The organism is Aliivibrio finisterrensis, from assembly GCF_008933155.1.
Lineage (GTDB): Bacteria > Pseudomonadota > Gammaproteobacteria > Enterobacterales > Vibrionaceae > Aliivibrio > Aliivibrio finisterrensis.
In genome coordinates this window covers 23,760-44,432 of sequence record NZ_WBVP01000018.1, presented here as the reverse complement: position 1 = coordinate 44,432, position 20,673 = coordinate 23,760, and the positions used below count along the sequence as shown (strand labels likewise).

At 41.8% G+C, this 20,673-nt stretch carries 9 protein-coding genes; 5 read left to right on the top strand and 4 right to left on the bottom strand.

Features of this window, described 5'->3' with window-relative positions:
- Window positions 1–73: 73 nt before the first annotated feature.
- Genes F8B77_RS14325 through F8B77_RS14315 form a run of 3 tightly spaced genes read left to right on the top strand, consistent with a single transcriptional unit; the run spans window position 74 to window position 5,048 of the window.
- On the top strand, window positions 74–1,696 hold the full coding sequence (locus tag F8B77_RS14325; protein WP_151656025.1) for an ABC transporter transmembrane domain-containing protein: 1,623 nt from the start codon (window positions 74–76) through the stop codon (window positions 1,694–1,696).
- A complete protein-coding gene (locus F8B77_RS14320) occupies window positions 1,696–3,759 on the top strand; it encodes an ABC transporter transmembrane domain-containing protein (protein ID WP_151656023.1) in 2,064 nt (687 codons plus the stop codon). Before F8B77_RS14325 ends, F8B77_RS14320 begins: the two co-directional genes overlap by 1 nt.
- Window positions 3,756–5,048: an HlyD family type I secretion periplasmic adaptor subunit gene (locus tag F8B77_RS14315; protein WP_151656021.1), complete on the top strand. Its 1,293-nt coding sequence runs from the start codon at window positions 3,756–3,758 to the stop codon at window positions 5,046–5,048. The genes F8B77_RS14320 and F8B77_RS14315 overlap by 4 nt, the downstream gene beginning before the upstream one ends.
- Window positions 5,049–5,167: 119 nt before the next feature.
- Here F8B77_RS14315 and F8B77_RS17995 read toward each other — a convergent pair whose 3' ends face one another.
- Entirely contained in the window at window positions 5,168–14,050 is an 8,883-nt protein-coding gene (locus tag F8B77_RS17995; protein ID WP_244298264.1) for a VCBS domain-containing protein, read from the bottom strand.
- A 413-nt stretch (window positions 14,051–14,463) separates the two neighbouring features.
- Here F8B77_RS17995 and udp point away from each other — a divergent pair, with 413 nt between their 5' ends.
- A complete protein-coding gene (gene udp, locus F8B77_RS14305; RefSeq protein WP_151656019.1) occupies window positions 14,464–15,222 on the top strand; it encodes a uridine phosphorylase in 759 nt (252 codons plus the stop codon).
- Between the two features lie 141 nt (window positions 15,223–15,363).
- Here udp and F8B77_RS14300 read toward each other — a convergent pair whose 3' ends face one another.
- A complete protein-coding gene (locus tag F8B77_RS14300; RefSeq protein ID WP_122033011.1) occupies window positions 15,364–16,515 on the bottom strand; it encodes a DUF1887 family protein in 1,152 nt (383 codons plus the stop codon).
- A gap of 232 nt (window positions 16,516–16,747) precedes the next feature.
- Between F8B77_RS14300 and F8B77_RS14295 the strand changes: the two genes are divergently transcribed.
- Window positions 16,748–17,221, top strand: coding sequence for a DUF2947 domain-containing protein (locus tag F8B77_RS14295; RefSeq protein ID WP_151656017.1), 474 nt, complete (start codon window positions 16,748–16,750; stop codon window positions 17,219–17,221).
- 74 nt (window positions 17,222–17,295) lie between these two features.
- On the opposite strand, the gene F8B77_RS14290 is transcribed toward F8B77_RS14295, so the two are convergent.
- Both F8B77_RS14290 and F8B77_RS14285 read right to left on the bottom strand, forming a co-directional pair.
- Window positions 17,296–17,598, bottom strand: a complete 303-nt coding sequence (locus tag F8B77_RS14290; protein ID WP_151656015.1) for a hypothetical protein — start codon at window positions 17,596–17,598, stop codon at window positions 17,296–17,298.
- 138 nt (window positions 17,599–17,736) lie between these two features.
- Complete coding sequence (locus F8B77_RS14285) at window positions 17,737–20,553, bottom strand: Hsp70 family protein (RefSeq protein ID WP_151656013.1); 2,817 nt, start codon at window positions 20,551–20,553, stop codon at window positions 17,737–17,739.
- Window positions 20,554–20,673 lie beyond the last annotated feature (120 nt).

Below are 20,673 nucleotides of genomic sequence, written 5' to 3'. Positions count from 1 at the left end.
CAACTGTTTACTTGATAATTAAAGGATTTTGTCCAAGACTTGTCTTATATTCTTTATTATTGGGTGACTATAAATGGATTTGTTGTCTTCTTACTACTCTACTCAAAAGAAAGTGATGCTGAAGGTTTTACCATCTTCATTGCTTATTAATATTTTATCATTAGCGATTCCGTTAGTGGTGCTACAAATTTATGATCGAATCTTACCAAATCAAAGTTATGGCACTGCTGTATTGCTAGTTTGCGGTGCCAGCGTTGCTATTTTACTCGATGCATTTCTACGATTTGTTCGTTCTTGGATTCTAGCTGCCGCCTCAATCAACACAGAAAAAAATATGTACTCCTATATATTACATCAGCTCACTGAGTTACCAGCAAAAGAACTGTTAAGTTTAAAACCCGGTAATTTGCAAGAGGGATTAAAAGGAGTTTCTTCAATCAAAGAATTTTATTCTGGTGGTCTATTAAGTGGACTAATTGATGTACCTTTTGTTTTGATTTTTCTTTCATTGGTTGCTTATGTCGGTGGGGGGCTTGTTTTTATTCCAATAATTGTTTGGATAGCTGCGGCCCTGTTTGTTTGGTTGTTTTCAAGTAAATCATATCAACACGCAAAAATAGCTGCGGAGAATGAAATTAGCCGTATGAACTTTTTAGTCGTGGTATTTACTATGCTTGAAGGTGTGAAAAAACAAGCAGCAGAGTCGAGAACATTTCAGTACTTTAAACAATTAAATCAGAATCGATGGCTGTCCGTCGCTGAATCTGAACGAAATACCGCTATTGCTCAGGAATGTATTCAAATAGCCGCGCTGGGAACCTCAGTGGTTATGGTTATTATTGGAAGTTTGTCTGTGCTATCTGGCGAATTAACCACTGGTGGACTCGCCGCTTGTTCTATTTTGTCGGGAAGAGCGGTTGCTCCTATGAGTGCTTTGGTCGGATTGAGATTGAAATACAGTTCGTTTCAAGTTGCAAACCATTCAGTCAAAGATTTATTTGAGAACATCGCATCACATGAAACAATTAAATCAGAAAAATTACCGATGTTTGAATCCTTAACAGCTGAAGGCTATACGATTGAACGCTTTGGTTCTTGTTACCAATTAGATTTTTGTGTGCAGCAAGGAGAAATTATTGCCTTAAAAGGTAAGGATACCGACTTACTTAGTCAGGCTATGGCTAACCTCTCAGGATTAGATGCAAAGGCAGGTGGCCAATTATGTTGGAATAACAATGTATCTGTCGGTGATTATTATGATTACCGCCATCAAACTGCATTTGTAACCAGCCGTCCAATTCTTATTTCAGGATCTTTATTAGATAATTTGACGGGATTCAACGTTGATAGGGTAGGAGATATTCAACCTCTAATAGAGGCGCTTGGCTTAAATAGCATCATAGCGGATCTTCCTAATGGTTTGGAAACAAAGGTCGGTGCTCAATTAGGAGAGCAATTAAGTCAAGGTGCTATCAAGTTGGTTTCGTTAGTGTGTCAATTAGCAAAACCGACACCGTTACTGTTTTTGGATAAACCAGAGATAGCCCTAGATATTGAGTCTGTAGCAAGGTTAGCAAAAGTGCTGTCATTGTTATCAAAAGAGGGCAAAACAATTATTTTAAATACAGACCATCCTAGCTTAGTTGAATTAGCTCAAAAACGAGCTGAGCTTATGCCATTACAAGGAGAAAGTTAATGGATAAGAATTATCAATCTCAAGTCATTAATTTATTGATGGCGATGGACGTAAATACGAATGTTCATGCCTTTAGTCGAGAGTGGATTTCATCAAATAAACTTGAAGGTGTTAATGATATTTTTACCTTATTGGATCGATTAGGAGTTGCTTATACTGTTCACCCTTATTCAAAGGCATTAGCATCAACGTCGCATTTAGCGGCACTGTATATAAATGATAATGAAATTAAAGTATGTCGATTTTTATTGAATGAGTTTCAAGCTTATCAACAAGGTGAGTTTGAAAGTGAAATCTGGCCTGAAAATCAGCTTTCTTCTCTTGTCGTTCTTATTCATGAACAACCTAAAGAGAAAAATGCACCAGATTGGGTAGGTGAGCGGATTGGTAAATTTAAACCATTACTACCTAAGCTTTTATTGGTTAGCTTTTTTGCTAATCTATTTGCGTTAGTTATCCCTTTTATTACGATGTCAATTTATGATCATGTTATTGGTGGGGATGCAGAGCATGAATTGCTTGGGATAGCTATTGGAGCAGCTTTATTATTTTTAATGATGCTTTTGTTAAAGGTAATTCGAAGCCAATTACTTACAACGATTTCAAATCGGATCAGTCGAGAAATATCAGAAACTGTATTATATCGAGTTTTTCGATCTTCATTATTAGCTAATCGCTCATTACCATCATCGGCATTAATGTCTCGACTCACTACAGCTGAAAGCTTTAAAGGCTTACTTCAAGGCCCACTAGGCGGAGCATTATTTGATTTACCTTTTGTTTTGCTTTTTCTTATTGCAATTGGCTTTTTAGGTGGTTGGCTCGTTATCGTTCCTATCATTTCTTTACTTTGTTATTATGGATTAGCTCACCACAGTCAAAAAAAATTAGCTAGGTCTTCCCATCAAACAACAGTTTCAGGCACAACACGTTATTCATTATTATTTGAATTGAATAGTAAATTAGCTTTTATACGTAGTGCGAACATGAGTAAATTTTGGATAAAACGTTTTGAAAAAGCGAATGTTTTAGCGGCAAAGAACGGCTTCTTTCATAATGCGCATCAAGCCAAATATACGTCAATTTATTATGCATTAGGCCTACTCAGTACATTGGCGGTAGTGGCTCTTGGTATTGATCTTATTTTTAATCAAGTGATGACCGCTGGGGGATTAATTGCCACCATGATGCTTATTTCAAGGATCACGGGACCTGCTCAAATGCTCGCTAATAGTAGTGCTCGTTTTACTCAAATTAAGCAAGCAAAATTACAAATCAATCAATCAATGAATCAAAAAGTGGAAGGTGATTTTTCATTTCAACACCATTCATTACCGCCAGATAATCCAACCATAGAGTTAGAGCAAATTACTTTGCGTTTTCCACAACAAATGAAACCTGCACTTTCAGGACTTTCTTTGAAAATAGAACCAGGTCAAGTCGTGGCTATTACAGGACCAATGGCAAGTGGGAAAACGGCGTTACTTGAATTATTGGCAGGCTTAAACCAACCACAGAACGGGGTAATTAAGGTTAATCACCATAATTTGTCACAATATGACCCTCAAATATACAGACAATGGTTAGGATACTACTCAGCAAAGCCTGAATTATTATTACTAACTGTTCGTGAATTTGTGAGTGATAACAAAAGCATTGATGATGCTCTTATTATTAATGCAATTAAGCTGGTGGGTGGCGAAGCATGGTTTAGAACATTACCTAGCGCTTTAGATACTCAGTTAAATGAATCTGTTGTAGTGAAGATCTCTCATGCTTTATCTGGATATGAAGCAAAGGTGTTATCACAAGCGAAGCTGTACCTTCATGAATATCCACTGTATTTATTAGATAATCCGGTAATGGATATTCCATCTCGAGATCTTTTCAAGCAATGGCTTTCGCAACGCAGAGGGCGATCGACCATTGTCTTTTCATCTCATGATCCAGAATTAATAAAGCTGGCGGATCAAGTAATAGTGCTTGATGGTGGGATACTTGTATATGCAGGACCACTACCAGATAATTCAACTACAGAGATAGCAATGGAGGCCTCTCTATGAATAAGCAAAATGTGGATGTTGTTGAATCAAAAGTGACGGCTCGTTTATTGTCATTAAGTACCTATTTTATTGCTGTATGTTTGATTTTATTTATTGGGTGGTCGGTATTTACTAATGTTGATGAGATTGCCAAAGCAAAGGGGTCTGTTATCCCTGAAGGAGAGCGTCAAATCATTCAAAGTGAGACTGGTGGTCGACTTAAATCAATTTTGGTATCCGAAGGGGAATTGGTTGAAAAAGGCCAAACTCTAGTTGAGTTTGATTCTAAGTTTCAAAATACCGCATTAGATGAATTGAATGCCCAAAGAGCAGCGTTAGAATTAACGATTGAGCGTTTGAATTCATTAGTCGAAACACGAGATCCTGATTTTTCGAAATACGCCGATTTTTATCCTAGGCAAGTATCACAGCAGTTAAAACAACTTGCAGCTGAGAAAGAATTGTTTTTTCAAAAGCGAAGCGCTGTAATTAAGGAGCAAGCTCAGGTCGCCGCGGAATTGGAGGGATTACAAACGCAATTACCCGTTTATCAACGTCAATTAAACGCGACTAAACAAGAATTAGATATATTAATTAAGGGGCAGAAAGCAGGGAATATCTCTAAGTTAAGAGTGCTAGAAATGAAGCAAAAATTGGCTTCGATCGAAAAAGAAATCCAAAAAGCAAAGAGCCAAGAGAATGTGTTAAAGCGTAAAGCAGAAACCGTTGGCGCTCAGTTAAAACAGTTAGGGGCAGAGGCCAGAGTTCAGGCGAATATTGAGCGTTCTAAAGCCGAAGCTGATTTAAGCGGATTAAGAGCTCGTATTCGTTCTGGTAAAGAAAAGGTGTTGGATACTGTAATTAAGTCACCAGTTAAGGGGTTGGTTCAAAGTATCCCTTCTACTCAAAATGGGGGGGTAATTACTCCCGGTGGAACGATAGCAGAAATTGTTCCTGTCGATGGAAAGGCAAGTTTTAAAGCTCGTTTATCTCCTAGAGATATTGGCTTTGTGTCCATAGGGCAGCCCGCACGTATTAAAGTCGATGCGTTTGATTACAGCCGCTTTGGTGCGTTAAAAGGAGTAGTTGAGAAAATATCACCGACAACCAGTAAAAGTGAACGGGGTGATATTTATTATGAGGTTACAGTCTCGGTTAATAAGGCATACTTTAGAGATAATCCTGAAAGTTTTTCTATCCTGCCTGGTATGACTGGAGAAGTAAACATTACCACTGGTGAGAAGTCGGTGTTTCAATATCTTTGGAAGCCGATTTACACTAACGTAAGTATGGCGTTTGGTGAAAGGTAGTGACAGAGTAGGTGCATATATAGTGTCCTAATTCTTGTGATTTATCAGCGAATAGAAAGTAACAATATATAGAAAGGGATCACGTTATGTGATCCCTTTTTATTTCTGCTTGTTTTAAGTTATGAGTTTGGGTCGATATCTGGAAGTCCATCTATATCATTGTGATGGTGATGTTCATCATCTTGGTTGTGGTTGATGTTCGTATCATGGTGTTCAAGCGCATCCGACATATCCAAGTGCGCTTGGTCATGTGTTGTTGCATCTGATTGGTCTACTTGTGCAAGCACGATGTCCATATCGGTAGGTTGATCGTGAACCGTTGTCGATGCCGTGTCAGGTTTAATGCCCAGAACATCCAGATAAGCTGCAGCACCATGGTGGCTGTTTTGTTGATCTGGTTCATGGTGAGCGTGTTGGGTTAAATCAAGATAGCTGTCATCGCTTAGTGTAACCGTAAAGTCCGCTTGTGAAGTCATGTCTGGCTCATCATGTTGCACCGGAGGTGGTGGTGGAGCAGGGTGTGATGCATGGGCTACAGGCGTGATCGTCATATCAACAACTTCGGTTCCAATTGTAAGTTTACCACTATTCCCAGGTCCGTGACTGAGTATTTGAACGTTCACATGGGCGACTACTTCATCTTGGTTTGTCCCTTGCAGTGCCACTTCAAACTTGTCTTCATGCTGGCCGACTCCCGAAGCGCTGCCATGAGGACCCGTGTGAACTTGGGCTTGCTCTTGATAATGTAAATGACCAGTCTGAGGGTCAATAGTTAATGTTCCATATTGCCCATGGTGGCTGGTGACGTACTGTCCATTCGGTAAATGGATTCGCCAACCGCTTTGTGCTGTTGGTACTGGAGTTAACGATGGTAATAGTGGTGGAACCCCAAGCGTGCCAGAGACTTGGTGGCTTCCCGATGGTGGTCTGACAATGATAGGTTCAGGAATAGCGCTTGCAGCGAAACCTTGGCTACCTGCGGCATTACCGTGTTCGTCAGTCATTGTTGCTTGTACATTAGAACCGGGATGAACTTCAATTTGTATTCCATGCTGTAGAGTATGAGCATCTAATACATGATCCTGACCGTTAACGACAAGATGCTCTCCGATTTTGGCATCACCAGGAGGTGTCACGGTTGCTGTGATCGTATTTGCATGGCCTCGGGCGATTTCAGCTTTGTTGTATAAGTTGTCTGCCCCTGCGTTTTCAAAAGTAATCGTAGGAACGCTAACCTGTGTATCTATATGGACAGAAAGAAGCGAAGACGTAGCCGGTAGCCCTGATGAGGGAGCCAGTGCTTTGGCGGATAGATTATGATCGCCGTCCGATAAGCTGCTTACCGCAACACTATATTGTCCAAATGCATCAGACACCGCGTGTCCAACGGGTGTTGAACCATCGTAAACGGTCACTTGCGAATACGGAATATCAGTGTGTCCGGTAATCGTTGGGGTAGCGTCGTTGGTAAGGTTGTCAGTGTTCGATGAACCTGAATCGCTTGTTGATGCAAGATCCAGAGTGACGGTGTTGGTTGGTGCGACGGTGTTGACCATCAGCAAGGTTGGTAGTGTCGTTGTAACTGTAGGTTGTTGAGGCACTGTGGTTGATGTGGTCAAGCTACCTGTTGGGGACATGGTGACATGTCCTGAGGCATCAAAGGTGATGAATTTCGAATCCTCCGTATGGCCGTCGCTGACTTTTATTTCGAACACATCGACACCATGATAGGTGTTGGTGGCAGAGTTATAACTCATCCCTGCGATAGACGTATTTGGTGTGTAGACGTAATCACCTGTAGTTGGATCGACGGACAGTGAACCGAATTGACCTGCAGAACTGACGACAGAGAAGGTATGAGAGTCAGTAACATCTACATCAGTCTCTGTTAATGTACCCGTAGTCGATGATGTTTGGTTGACTCCGAGAATTGGAGCATCGTTGGTGCCTTGAATTGTGACTGTAATGACATATGGAGTCCCATCTTTAGAGTGGATAGTGACGGTGTCAGTTAGAGTCTCACCTGCACCTAAGCCCTGAACTTCAGGCTTGCGGTTATCAATGTAATAGTTCCAGTTGCCATGTTGATCTATTTCCAGCTGTCCTCCCAGTTTTGATCGGTAAGGTGCCCATTCAGGATGAGTTGAAGCTGTTATCAATGTTCTAAAATCGAAGCCTGACTCACCGGTATCCGTATCTGTCGCCGTTAATGTCCCACTTGTCTCAAGCTTATAAGAATAGTTTCCTTGTACAGAAGCGTGGACGTTGTGATCTTCAGTAACACTTCCCGTATCGACACCACTAAAAACAGCAGCATCATTGACGGCAGCAAGTGTTGTGTTCGCACCAGTATGAGCAATACCACCGTGTCTATCGGCAACATCGTAAGTAAAGTGGACCGTTCCGTTGTAATTAGGGTCGGGATTAAAGGTAAAACTACCATCTGAATTTGATACTAAGCTACCGTGGTCTGCGGTTAAGTTTTCAACGTGTAACCAACCCCTATCATTGGCATCTACGTCGATAGCATTGGCGACTAATTGAGCTTGAGTGATATGTATTGAAGTATCCTCGTTGCCTGAAGGTAAAGTGACTTCACCACTAACGGTTGGTACATCATTATTGCCATGCACAACAACGGAGACACTTTTCGAGACGTGGCTACCATCAGTAGATACTGCCTCAACTGTAAAGTGTTCCCAATACTCGTCACCGTCTCCTAATTTTGTAGCTTTACTTTGGTCAACGTCATAATGCCATTGCCCATCGGTACTTAGGTGGAACGTGCCATATTGACCGCTAATGCCACCTGTTGGTGTTTGTGTCCAGCTCACCGTATCGTGGAGATCAACATCGTGTGCGACCACATTGCCGGAAACTGAAGCACCTGTTTGGGCATTTTCTACGACATGACCAAGTTCTGATTTGGAATCGATTACGACCCCATCCTCTGTGCCGTAAACCTTAACCGTAATAGGAAATTCAGTACCGTCGGTTGCTATTAGCTTTATTGATTCAGTTAATGATTCACCATGCTTTAATTCTTGCACGTGAACATTATTATTGTCGCCAATATAACTCCAAGAGTGCTCACCTTGATGGGGCCCACTGGCAATGGTGTGGAATTGGAATTTACCATAGGGTGTTGTAACGTCGAGATCAGATCCTAAATCCCATGTGTATTGTTTACCCGCAAATTCGACCGTGACTTGTGTATTGGGACTGTCAACATCGGTAATCTGCAATGCCTGCCAATCAACGGCATCTAATAGCGAAACATTTGTACTCATTGGGGTGCGGATGTCTTCTGTAGCAACCCCGTGGTTAGCGCCAATAAACTCAGTTTTGTCTTCCACAGCAGCCAGCGTCATAGAGGCACTGGTATGCGTCGATGCGCCATGGTTATCCGTCACATCGTAGCTAAACTTAACGGCACCATTATAATTGCTATTAGGCGTGAAGGTAAATGTCCCATCATGGTTATCAGCAATCGAACCATGGTCTGCGTGAAGATTGGATATATGCAATCGGTCATAATCATCGACATCACTGGCATGAGCCAACAACTCGCGGCTATGCAGTACGACGGAATGATCTTCAGTGCCTGAGCTTAGGGAAACAGAGCTGGTTACAATTGGCACATCGTTGGTGGGCATAACAGTAAAGCGCATATTGTGAACACTCAACAAGCCCTCACTGTCCGTAACTTTGACTGGGACATAGATTTGTAAATCACTCCCATAAGTTAATGAAGCGTGTTGGTATGCCGAATTAGATGGGTCGAAGGTGTAACTACCATCTGGATCTAAATGAAATCCAGCGGCACTCCCTAACGCTTCATACGTTAAAGTTTGTTTATCACCTTTATCGGGATCGAGTCCATAGAGACTGCCATGTAGAACGCTTCCATCTTCAAAGGAAAACTCGTGTAAACTAGAGCGGGCAATCGTCGGTGTATCACTCGTACCTTGAATCACAAATTCAATTTCCTTCGTTGTACCGTCAACGCTTTTTATTGTAAATCGGTCTGTTACATGCTCACCATCTCTTAGATGATCAACGGTACTATTATCAATGTTATAGAAATAATTTCCGTTGGAGTTTATTTGTAAGTCACCACCGAATGAGCCTTTATAGAAAGACGTTATCTGTCCCGGAGCCATGGCAAATTGAGACTCGGAAGGGCCATCAGGGTCGATAACATGAAACTGCCCTTCTGAATGCAGAGAAGTAGTGCCACTGAGAACATGATCTTCTTTTAAAGTCACACCAGCTGCAATAATTTGGGCAGCATCTGATACCGCAACAAGTTGCAACGTTGCGCCCGTAGCAGTAACACCGCCATGTGCATCTTGCACATCATAAGTGAAATGAACCTGACCGTTATAGTCTTTGCTTGGGGTAAAAGTGTAAGTGCCGTCATGGTTATCTAGAACAGACCCATGATCGGCATGAAGATTCGTAATCGTCAGTTTGCCTATGTCATTGGTATCTACATCTATGGTGTTTGCCAAAAGTTCAGATGCAGTGATGGTTTGCGCGAGGTCTTCTTTACCGCTGTTGAGTTGCACCTCACCAGAGCAATACGGACGGTCGTTATCGCCATGAATGGTGATAACGATATCGTGTGTGGTACCATCTGCAGATTTAACGGTGACAGTATCGGTTAGTGATTCCCCTTTGCCCAGATGATCAATAGCTCTGCCGGTTGCATCTTGGCCGATGGAGGCAAAGTAACTCCAATCTCCGTTAGTTTGAAGTATGACACGACCATGAGTGCCGTAATAAGTGCCTGTTTGGGCCTGGCTTTCACCTGCATCAGCATCCACTATCGATAGGTGGCCATCGGTATGGATTTCATCGTTCCACAACTTCCCGATATTTCCGTGCATATAGTCAGGTGAACGATCATCAACACTGCCAACGGACATACTGCCATCTGGTGCAGTATAGCCATGTCCTTCATGGACATCGCCAATATCAACACCTGTTACAACTGCCACATCTCCCACAGCATCAATATGAAGTGTGTTGGTAGCCTCTGTAGAGTCGGTATGTCCATCGTTAACAGTATATTTAAACTGAACATCGCCATTAAAATCTTGCGCAGGAACGAACTGAAGCTTACTAATGTCAGCTGTAGGGATCTGTTGTCCCGATGTAACATCATGTCCATCAAGCACAAACTTCCCTTGTGTTGCTAGTGGTAGATCTGTGATTGCTATGGAATGTAGCGTATCGCCAGTGTCGATATCACTGAATCCAAATTGACTGGCTTGCATTTGGTAATGGGTATCTTCAGTACCGTTGCTCAGCGCGACTTGAGTAACGGTTGGTGCATCGTTGGTGCCGACTACATTAATGTGTAACTCGTAAGCCGTTCCATCATAGCTATGTACACGGTAGACAACGGTTTCAGTTTGCCCCTCGGCAAGGTGCTGCAAATTCGCGTTATTAACGCTGTATCCCCAATTGCCCATGCTATCAATCCGTAACATGCCACCAAACGGGTCGTGAATGGCCGTTTCACCAAACTGGCTGTATTGGAATTTATCCTCACCACTATCAGGATCCACAACTTGTAGCCGCCCATTTGCGAGTTCGGTTGTTACTCCTGCATTGTGTCTGCTGTGCGGACCATCTTCAGTGACATGATCAGTCGATACCTCACTAATAATGGCTGAATCTGATGTTGCAGTAAGCATTGTCGATGCCGTTGCTTGTGCTGAACCACCATGAGCGTCTTTTACATCATAAGTGAAGTGGACTTGGCCGTTGTAGTCTTTGTCCGGATGGAAAGTAAAGGAACCATCGGTATTATGCGTAACCGTGCCGTGATCAGCGGTAACAGCATCAACGTACAAAGTGCTAGCATCGTTCTTATCAATATCACTCGCACCAGCTAGGAGCTGAGTTTGAGTGATATGCAATGTTTGATCTTCGGAACCTGCGGGTAATACCCTAGAACCTGTGACCGTTGGATTATCGTTTGTCCCAGTAATGGTGATTTGTAATTCTTGCGTTGTGCCATCGACGGTATGCACTGTGACTTTATCGACATAGGACTGACCTTGCCCTAAAGATTGAACCTGCTGAATATTATTATCCAGTTGGTAATGCCAATCGCCATCTGGAGTTACAATTACCTCTGCACCAAGTATGGATGTATAGCCAATGCCCGCATAATTATGCGCATGTATAACCGGATCAAACTTAGCCTCTCCAGAATCGCTATCGGAGACATGCATTTTCCCATCGGTTAACAACCATTGCATACCATTGATACGATCTTCTGTCACCGCACCTGTGGTTGTCCCCGTAATGACAGCTGCATCGTTTCTACCGTTTACAACTATTGCAATTTGGTGGGGTGTTCCATCGGCTGACTGAACAGTAATAATATCTTTTACTTGCTGACCTTGCCCAAGTGCTTGAACGGTCGGGTTTGAGTTATCTAGATCATAGGTCCACGAACCATTATCTGTTAAGTGTAGTGTGCCTAAAGTTCCAATAATGTTGCTATTGGAGAAATGCGCTTCGCCAGTATCCACATCGGTGACAGTCAGTCTGCCGGAGGTATGAAGTTGAGATTCTTCAGTCACTACACCTACGTTAGTGCCAGTAATCACAGCTTTATCGTTAGTGCCATTTACCGTAATCGTCATTTGATGAGTAGTACCATCAGCCGATTGAACCGTGATGGTATCGGTCGCGGTTTTTCCTTGGCCTAATGCTTGAACTTTAGGATTGGTATTATCCAAATCGTACGTCCACGAACCAGAATCCGTTAAGTGCAGCGTACCAAACGTGCCCTGTACATTGCTATTGGAGAAGTGCGCTTCGCCGGTATCGACATCAGTCACGGTGAGTGTACCTGAGGTCTGAAGTTGAGATTCTTCCGTTACCGCGCCAGTATTCGTACCTCCAATTACTGCCTTATCATCAGTACCATTAATCGTGATGGTTACTTGATACGGTGTGCCATCAGCAGAATGTACAGCAATGGTGTCAGTCGCCGTCGCGCCTTTACCTAGCGCTTGAACGGTTGGATTGGTGTTATCTAAATCGTACGTCCATGCGCCGTTGTCAGTTAGGTGAAGGGTACCCAAAGTGCCAGTAATATCAATGCTTCCTGTGGATGAGGTAGTGAAGCGCGCTTCGCCAGTATCGACATCCGTAACAGTCAGTGTGCCGGAGGTATGAAGTTGAGATTCTTCTGTTACTGCGCCAGTATTTGAACCGCCAATTACCGCTTTGTCATTAGTGCCGTTAACGGTAATCGTTACTTGATGAGGTGTACCATCGGCAGAGTGTACTGTGATGGAATCTGTTGCTGTTGAGCCTTTATCTAATGCTTGAACTGTCGGATTAGTATTATCTAAATCGTACGTCCATGCGCCGTTGTCAGTTAGGTGAAGGGTACCCAAAGTGCCAGCAATATCAATGCTTCCTGTGGATGAGGTAGTGAAGTGCGCTTCACCTGTATCGACATCGGTGACAGTCAGTGTGCCTGAGGTCTGAAGTTGAGATTCTTCTGTTACCGCGCCAGTATTAGATCCGCCAATCACGGCTTTATCATTAGTGCCATTAACTGTGATAGTTACCTGATGAGGCGTGCCATCGGCCGAATGAATGGTGATCGTATCGGTAGCTGTCGAGCCTTTACCTAACGTTTGAACGGTTGGATTGGTGTTATTTAAGTCGTATGTCCATGCACCGCTATCAGTTAAGTGCAACGTACCTAAAGTCCCAATAATGTTGCTATTGGAGAAGTGCGCTTCGCCGGTATCGACATCGGTGACACTCAGTGTGCCGGAGGTATGAAGTTGTGTTTCTTCCGTCACAGCCCCAGTATTCGAGCTACCAATTACCGCGTTATCATTAGTGCCATTAACCGTGATAGTTACTTGATGAGGTGTGCCATCGGCCGAATGAACAGTAATGGTATCAGTAGCTGTCGAGCCTTTACCTAACGCTTGAACAGTTGGATTGGTGTTATCTAAATCGTACGTCCATGCGCCGCTATCAGTTAAGTGTAACGTACCTAAAGTCCCAATAATGTTGCTATTAGAGAAGTGCGCTTCGCCTGTATCCACATCGGTGACAGTCAGTGTGCCGGAGGTATGAAGTTGAGATTCTTCGGTGACCGCCCCAGAGTCTATCCCTGCAATAACAGCTTTATCGTTAGTGCCATTTACTGTGATAGTCACATGATGAGGCGTGCCGTCGGCCGAATGAACAGTAATAGTATCGGTAGCTGTCGCGCCTTTACCTAACGCTTGAACCCTCGGGTTAGTATTGTCTAGATCGTACGTCCATGCTCCAGAGTTAGTAAGGTGCAGAGTGCCTAGCGAACCTGAAATATCAGTGTTTGAAAAATGAGCCTCACCAAGATCAGGGTCTATTACTGTCAGTTTTCCGGCAACATGAGTTGTCACATCTTCGGTTGTTGTCGCAGAGTCTTTTCCTGAAATAATAGCTTGCTGCTGTGAGTGTTGTAGAGGAGGTGTGCTTAAGGTCGTAGGGGGGGTAACCAACATAGCAGGAGCTTGGTTGATTGTATGATTTTGCACTGGCGTAGGAAGAATCACAATAGGAGTTATTGCGTGTGAGGCTAAATGGGAACTACTTCGTGCACTTGGCGTTGCCATTGGAGTGTGTTCATTCGCATCATCTTGGTTAGGTTGAATATTACTCATTTTGTTTTCAACAATAGGAGCTAGAGGTGAAATGAGTGATTCATTATGATGAGAATTCGACACATCTAATGTACCGCTTTCTATATTTGAGTCTTTTTCTTCAATATTGTCTTCTGATGTAAGAGTTTGAGACAAAGAAAAACTGGGTAAAATTAACATTAATTGAGGATATTGAGAGAGTCTCTTTGCTAGATAGGTTTGGCTTTTATTTTTTTTATGTTTAAACGGTGACTTTTCTTTTTCCGAATTTAAAAGTGATTCGGCTTTATTATTTGAGTTATTTTTTTCTGACTGCTTATTCATCCGTGACCTCAATATACAACTTATTATAAGTTAAGGATATGATAGGGTAAAAAGCCAATCCTAAGGTTATTAATTATTAAAAAAGTGATATTGAGGGAGGTAAATTAACTTTGTTGTTCGTATTTCGTTTTTTCTAGAACATCTGTGAGTTCAAATATTGGGCATACAATTATACTTATTGAGTTTGAAATTATTGTAAGGCTCTGTCAGTAGAGTTAATCTTGAGTATAAGTTAATCGACAACCTTTATTTTCTGTGATGCCAATCGGTTTTCCTTGCAAGAGTGTATGTTATCAACATTCTTTTCGGGATCTTAATCACACTAATGCAAGAGGTGTTTGGGTAAAGTAACTTCATCGAATCAATTATAACTAATTAAATTAACGCGACCCTACAATCGCAAGGAGTTAACCATGACAGCAGCAGTATTCCATTTAGGCGTAACACAGGCAGATCTTCAAGGTGCAGAAATGGCGATCATTCCTGGTGACCCAGCGCGTGTTCAAAAAATCGCAGAGCAAATGGAAAACCCTAAATTTCTAGCAAGCCACCGTGAATACACAGTGTACCTAGCTGAGCTAGATGGCAAGAAAATTGTAGTATGTTCAACGGGTATTGGTGGTCCATCGACTTCAATTGCTGTTGAAGAGCTAGCGCAATTGGGTGTTCGTACTTTCCTACGTGTAGGTACAACAGGCGCAATTCAACCGCATGTAAATGTAGGTGACATGATTGTGACTACTGGCTCTGTTCGTTTAGATGGCGCAAGTCTTCACTTTGCTCCAATGGAATTCCCAGCAGTTGCTGACTTTGATGTTGCAACGGCAATGCGTAAAGCGGTTGTTGATCAAGGTGCAGCGGTTCACACAGGTGTGACAGCATCAAGTGATACTTTCTACCCAGGTCAAGAACGTTACGATACGTTCTCAGGTCGTGTTGTTAAGCGTTTCCAAGGTTCTATGCAAGAGTGGCAAGACATGGGCGTACTGAACTTTGAAATGGAATCAGCAACATTATTAACAATGTGTGCAAGCTCTGGTTTACGTGCGGGTTGTGTTGCGGGCGTAATTATCAACCGTACTCAAAAAGAGACACCTGATCACGCGACATTAAAAGAAACAGAAGCACGTTCAATTAAAGTGGTAATTGAAGCTGCTCGTAATCTTCTATAATAGAAGAACATAAAAAGCTACTAAGATGCCGCTGGTTTGTAATAAATCAGCGGCATTTTTATATCTGCAGAGTACACAGCAGAAAATAAAAAAGACCAATGATATGGTCTTTTTTATTTTTAAATGAGTCTAGCTGAATGATTAATGACCGCCAGCCGCCAAGAACCAATTTAACAGATGTTTTTTAAGATCGCCCAATTCATCAGGTCCAATAATAGCTAAGCCTAAATCTTGCGCGCGCATAATGTCGTTATTGCGTAGAGGACGGAAGCTTACCAACATAGCTCGTGCTTGCAAGCCACCTAGAAGGTCACGTAACGACTCTAATTTATAAAGCGTATCATCGCCATCATCTCGCATACCTTTAGTCTTACATTCAATGATATGCAGCTTGTTATTTACTATGCTAACCACATCAAGTTCATTACGAACGTCTTTCGTTCCAATTTCACGATGAACTTGAACATTCAATGAATGGTCTTGCAGAGTAGGTAGGTACTGTTGAATATCAACCACGGTATTATGAACTAAAATTTCTAACCACTCACCGTTAGCTAAGCGTCGTGCTTCTTCACAGTCGAAAGTTAATGTGCCGTTTTCGTAGGTAGCTAATCCTGTTTCAACAAGATCAGTTAGCAACATATTTAGTTCTTTATAACTCTGCTGCTTCTCTGTCACCTCAACATCAAGGCGTTGTTCTTTACGACAAGTTGTCGCTAAGTAGTTCAATGTAGCAAGACCTGGGCCTAATTCTAGTGCATTACTTGCCCAACGCTGGCAAAGCTCACGCAGACGTTTATCAATGCTCTCTGGAAGTTCAGATTCAGAAAACTCACAACGCGCACCAAAGATAGCAAGGTAATCACTTAAACGGATATTATCAGCTACGTGTTTTTGTTTGCGACCATCAGGATAAAGCCAACATAATTTATCGCTGAATGGTTCGACAACAAAAATTGGCCAATGATATGAACGAAACACTTCATAGGCAGAAAGAAGACGGTGTCGAAGTCCACAACTTGCATTTAGCTTTATATCACTAAAGTGCAGTTTCATTTCAGCAGCTAGTGCTTGTAAAGATTCTTTGATTAAATGAGTATCTACGATATTTGGGATTTCATAGAAGTCAGAGGTGATCCCTTTATATTGAAGTATGCTTTCTAAACGGTGAAACATATCTTTTTGTGTCTCATCGCCAATGAAAATCATATGCTCGCCTTTTACGGAGAGATCCAAAAGGGGGGTTACAAGACGGACGGGGTCTTGATCTAATATGCCAACATGCGTGATCATGAAATAATCCTTGTAATGGTGATTACACATAAACGAAGCAGAAGGCATGTGTAACCGAATAATTATAATTTTAATGAAGACTAATTTATAGAATCAGTATAGCTTTGTTATTCAATACTATTGTAATGAGGGGCTTAATGATAAAAATCAACCCACTGTTAAATATTCTTATTTGGGCTTAATAAAAAAAGACGATAGAATAGGTGTACATGTCTTAAATACAGAATGAACTATGAGCTATTTACCTTTAGATGAATACAACCGCAAATGGATTTTCACTCATCAATCAATGCCAGTTGATGATGCATTACTACCATTAATTAAGCCATTCACTCAAGCAAAATCTGCTCAGGTTTGGAATGACTTTATCAGTGTGAATAGTCCAACCGCAGATCATTTTGGTTCAAAAGAATGGCCAATGAAAAAAAGCTCATGGAGTAATGAAATTGATTGGCAGCATCGTTGGGACAGTGACAACGAAGCATTACCTGAAGAAGTATTAGAGTTCATTGATTGGGCTGATGATGTAACGGTTTATTTTTGTTATGAGAAATACAATCTGATTGAAACCTCTTGGGGCACATTTAAGCAAACATGGAAAAACTTTTTATTTTACGATGACTTACCAATACTTATCGGAAAGAAGAAAGCACAAGCATTGTGGTTTAATTCGAAAGGTAAAGTGAAGTTAGGCTCAAGAAGTTAATTACGGTTAGCGATAAAATTAAAAAGGCTCAGAGTCATTAACTTTGAGCCTTTTTGTTTAATATCGCTGATAGTTTAAGAAGGAGTTCTTGTAATCACGTACTCTGGCGCGTGTATTTCAAGATAATGTGAAAAACTATCTAGCTCTGCTTTTAAATCTTCAGTGCTTGCTCTATTTAAATGGATGATGAAACGTTGAAACTCATTGATATCCAATATCTGTTTATTATACATAATCCATTCAATAACTAGCTCTTGAGGGGCAGGAATTATTTCACTAAACCTCTTGGCTGCATTGCGTAATTCTCGAGTACCGAAGCGAGACCAACCAACAAAATAAAGTAACACCATAGTCGCTAAAATAACGATATGGATCATTCAGGTTACCTTCAAATTGTGATGAATTCAGTATACTTAATTCATCACAATTTTGAAGGAAATTTTAGTTTGTTTGCGTAGCTTTGACAAAAATGACGCAAAAAAGACTCTTTGTCTTATTTTTGTCATTGGCTAAAGCTAATTGATTAAACGTAATCCTGCAGGTAAGGCATCACCAAATAAACGTTTAGAATCGGCTTCTGTTAGCGCTTGTTGACTAGACACTAATTCAACCCAGCTTTGTGGAGAGCGACTCTTCTTCAGCTTATCAATGATACTTTGACGTAGCTCATCAGAGACATCTAAGGTTCTATCACCCGTTAATCGTGTCATCATAACGGCGGCAAAACCTGCCATTGGTTGTGCTTTCCAATCTTGTTCTAGCAGTGTAGGTAGCCACTGAGCAATTTGGTTTGCCGGAATAAGGTTATGTTGGCTGCCATAAAATGGAGAACGAGAACAAATACGACCCAATGCCCACCAATGTACCTGCGCTTGATTGCCATTTTTTGCATGACCTAACACCCACGTTGAGATTAATGTTTTATCTTCAACATCTAGATGTTCTAGAGCGGCAGCTAAGCGAACCATCGCCTCATAGCTTTTGTTTGTCGCATCTTCTAGTGTTTTAGGGTTACGTAAAGAACCTGGATGCAAATATTTAGCAATATCTGCCAAAATGGTTTCTTGTTGCTCTTGGCTTAAACCACCAGAGATACGACGCCAGAATGTCCACCAATCATTCCAAGATTGCTTTGATTCAAACTGAATACCTTGTTGATAGGTCTCCCATGCTTGGCTAATTTTCCATTCGTCAGCAGGGTATCCAAAACCAGGGCGCAGTGCAAAGCCGGTCATTTTTAACCAGTTTTGTTCATGTTTATCAGAGCGACGACGACGTTTTTTACTGTCTAGTAATGCGGTTGCTAGTTCCCGTGAGGTAATTAAATCCCATGATTCACGTTTGCCTATTAGTTTCTCTATGTTTTTAGAAAAGGCTTTAATCGCATTCGGATTTAGCTTACTACCGCCATAGGCTTCTTTTATGTTGGCAATTGCATTTGGAAGGCGAGGGGGTAGATTAATCTGGTCTGCAAGGTTAGCACTTTTATTCGAAACTTGGTTACGTACTTCAAATTCCACTAGCCAACGTTGCGAATCATTCTCAACAGAAACACATTCAATCTTAATGGTGCCGACTTCAGTAAATTGACAAGCTAAGGTTACTTCAACGCGATCTTTTTGGTTGGCGTGTAATTCTTCTTTTGATTTACTTGATTCAAGTGTTACGACATAAGGCGGTAAGCTAACAAAACTTGGATCGGCTAACTCAGTGATCATGCCCGAGGTAGCAAGTTGGTCTTTTGTCGTTGAGAGTAGGTTGAATCGAACTGGCTCACCTAAAGTTAACGAAAAACGGCGGCTCGTCATACGAATCTCTTCACCTTCATCGCTGCCTTTTGCCAATAAACATAAACCTTGTGGTTGTTTATTTTTCTCTTCTAACTGTAAATAGAATGAACGCGCAGAGCCACCGCCAATTTTTAATTGTGCACCATGGCGTGCTTTACCATAAGCTACGGCACCATAAGCAACAGCTAAATCTGGATGAGGGTTAGATAATTGAGTGACAGTGTCACCTTTCCAGTTGTTCATTAATTCAAGTGAACGTTCAGCAAGGAGAGGGCTGTTAAATACGCCACCGTTTAATAATAGGCCAACAGGAATAGCACGATCTTGATGAGCAGCTAAATCACTATCACTCCAACCTAATGCTTTTGCTGAGACTTCTTTATGATTATCTAAAAATTGCGCAAGATGTTTACTGATCGCAGGATCAGAAGCGTAAGGTAAGCCAAACTCAACAACAGCGGCTTGACGTTGATTTGGGCGCTCATTAAAGTCAGTCAGTGGTAAGAACCCATCAAGCGCAATTTGATGAACTTCTTCTTTAGTTAACTCAACTTTACGACTGCCACCTAATAGTTTAGAGCCAGAACCAAGAAGAGTAATATGACCAGATTCAGGGGCGTTAGCAGATAACAAACGTTCTTTGGTTTTACGCGTTTGTTGAATAAGTTTAGTTAACGCGGCTGCCGTCATTTTCTTACCGCTGTCTAAGCGTTGTTCAGCCAAATGCGCTAAGGCTAAATCGATGTTGTCACCGCCTAACATTAGGTGATCACCAACGCCAATACGGTCAAGTGCCAATTCGTCTTTATTAAAACGCGCTTGGATTAAACTTAAATCGGTAGTGCCGCCGCCTACATCGCACACCACCATTAATGGTATGTTCTTTAGAATGTCTTTTGCAGTATCTTGATGATGGTGATACCAGTCATAACAAACTGCTTGTGGTTCTTCCAATAGAATGACGTTATCAAGACCTGCTAGCTTTGCTGCTTGGATAGTGAATGAACGAGCACTCTCATCAAACGAAGCAGGAACAGTAACAACCACTTCTTGAAGTTCCATTGGCGCATCAGGGTGGTGGTAATTCCAAGACTGACGAACGTGGTTTAAATAACTGGCACTGGCAACAATAGGTGAGACTTTTTCAACATCTTCTGCGCCTGCCCAAGGCAGAATATCTGAAGTGCGATCGACTTTAGTGTGAGATAACCAACTCTTAGCGCTGACGACTTGGCGGCCTTCTACTTTTGAGCCTAATTCACGTGCCCATTCACCAATGATTGCGTTCTTTATTTCACCATCAATCGCTTTTACATTCCAAGGTAGCGTTAAATCGTTATCGCTAATCTGGCTTTGTGACGCATGGTAGCGAAACGAAGGGAGTAGAGGTTTTCGAGCAACTTCTCCTGGTCCAATTAATTGATCAATATTGAAGATCTCAATAGGACTGGTTTCGATACCAAGAGAGATGTCAGTATAAGCCACAACAGTGTGAGTAGTACCAAGATCGATACCAATTAAATAACGATTAGAAGAACTCATAAAAACTCCAATGAAGCTGCAATAAACGAGAAGGCGGCAGCGATAAAATATAGGGGCATATAATAAAAGAGTTCAGCCCCTATAACGGTGACTGAACTCTTAAAGCAGCATATTAGTGAA

Bases quoted from the DNA above. Each gene is read 5' to 3' on its own strand.
- udp (WP_151656019.1), top strand. From the start codon at position 14,464: ATGACAGCAGCAGTATTCCATTTAGGCGTAACACAGGCAGATCTTCAA.
- F8B77_RS17995 (WP_244298264.1), bottom strand. From the start codon at position 14,050: ATGAATAAGCAGTCAGAAAAAAATAACTCAAATAATAAAGCCGAATCA.
- F8B77_RS14290 (WP_151656015.1), bottom strand. From the start codon at position 17,598: ATGATCCATATCGTTATTTTAGCGACTATGGTGTTACTTTATTTTGTT.
- F8B77_RS14325 (WP_151656025.1), top strand. From the start codon at position 74: ATGGATTTGTTGTCTTCTTACTACTCTACTCAAAAGAAAGTGATGCTG.
- F8B77_RS14315 (WP_151656021.1), top strand. From the start codon at position 3,756: ATGAATAAGCAAAATGTGGATGTTGTTGAATCAAAAGTGACGGCTCGT.
- F8B77_RS14320 (WP_151656023.1), top strand. From the start codon at position 1,696: ATGGATAAGAATTATCAATCTCAAGTCATTAATTTATTGATGGCGATG.
- F8B77_RS14295 (WP_151656017.1), top strand. From the start codon at position 16,748: ATGAGCTATTTACCTTTAGATGAATACAACCGCAAATGGATTTTCACT.
- F8B77_RS14300 (WP_122033011.1), bottom strand. From the start codon at position 16,515: ATGATCACGCATGTTGGCATATTAGATCAAGACCCCGTCCGTCTTGTA.
- F8B77_RS14285 (WP_151656013.1), bottom strand. From the start codon at position 20,553: ATGAGTTCTTCTAATCGTTATTTAATTGGTATCGATCTTGGTACTACT.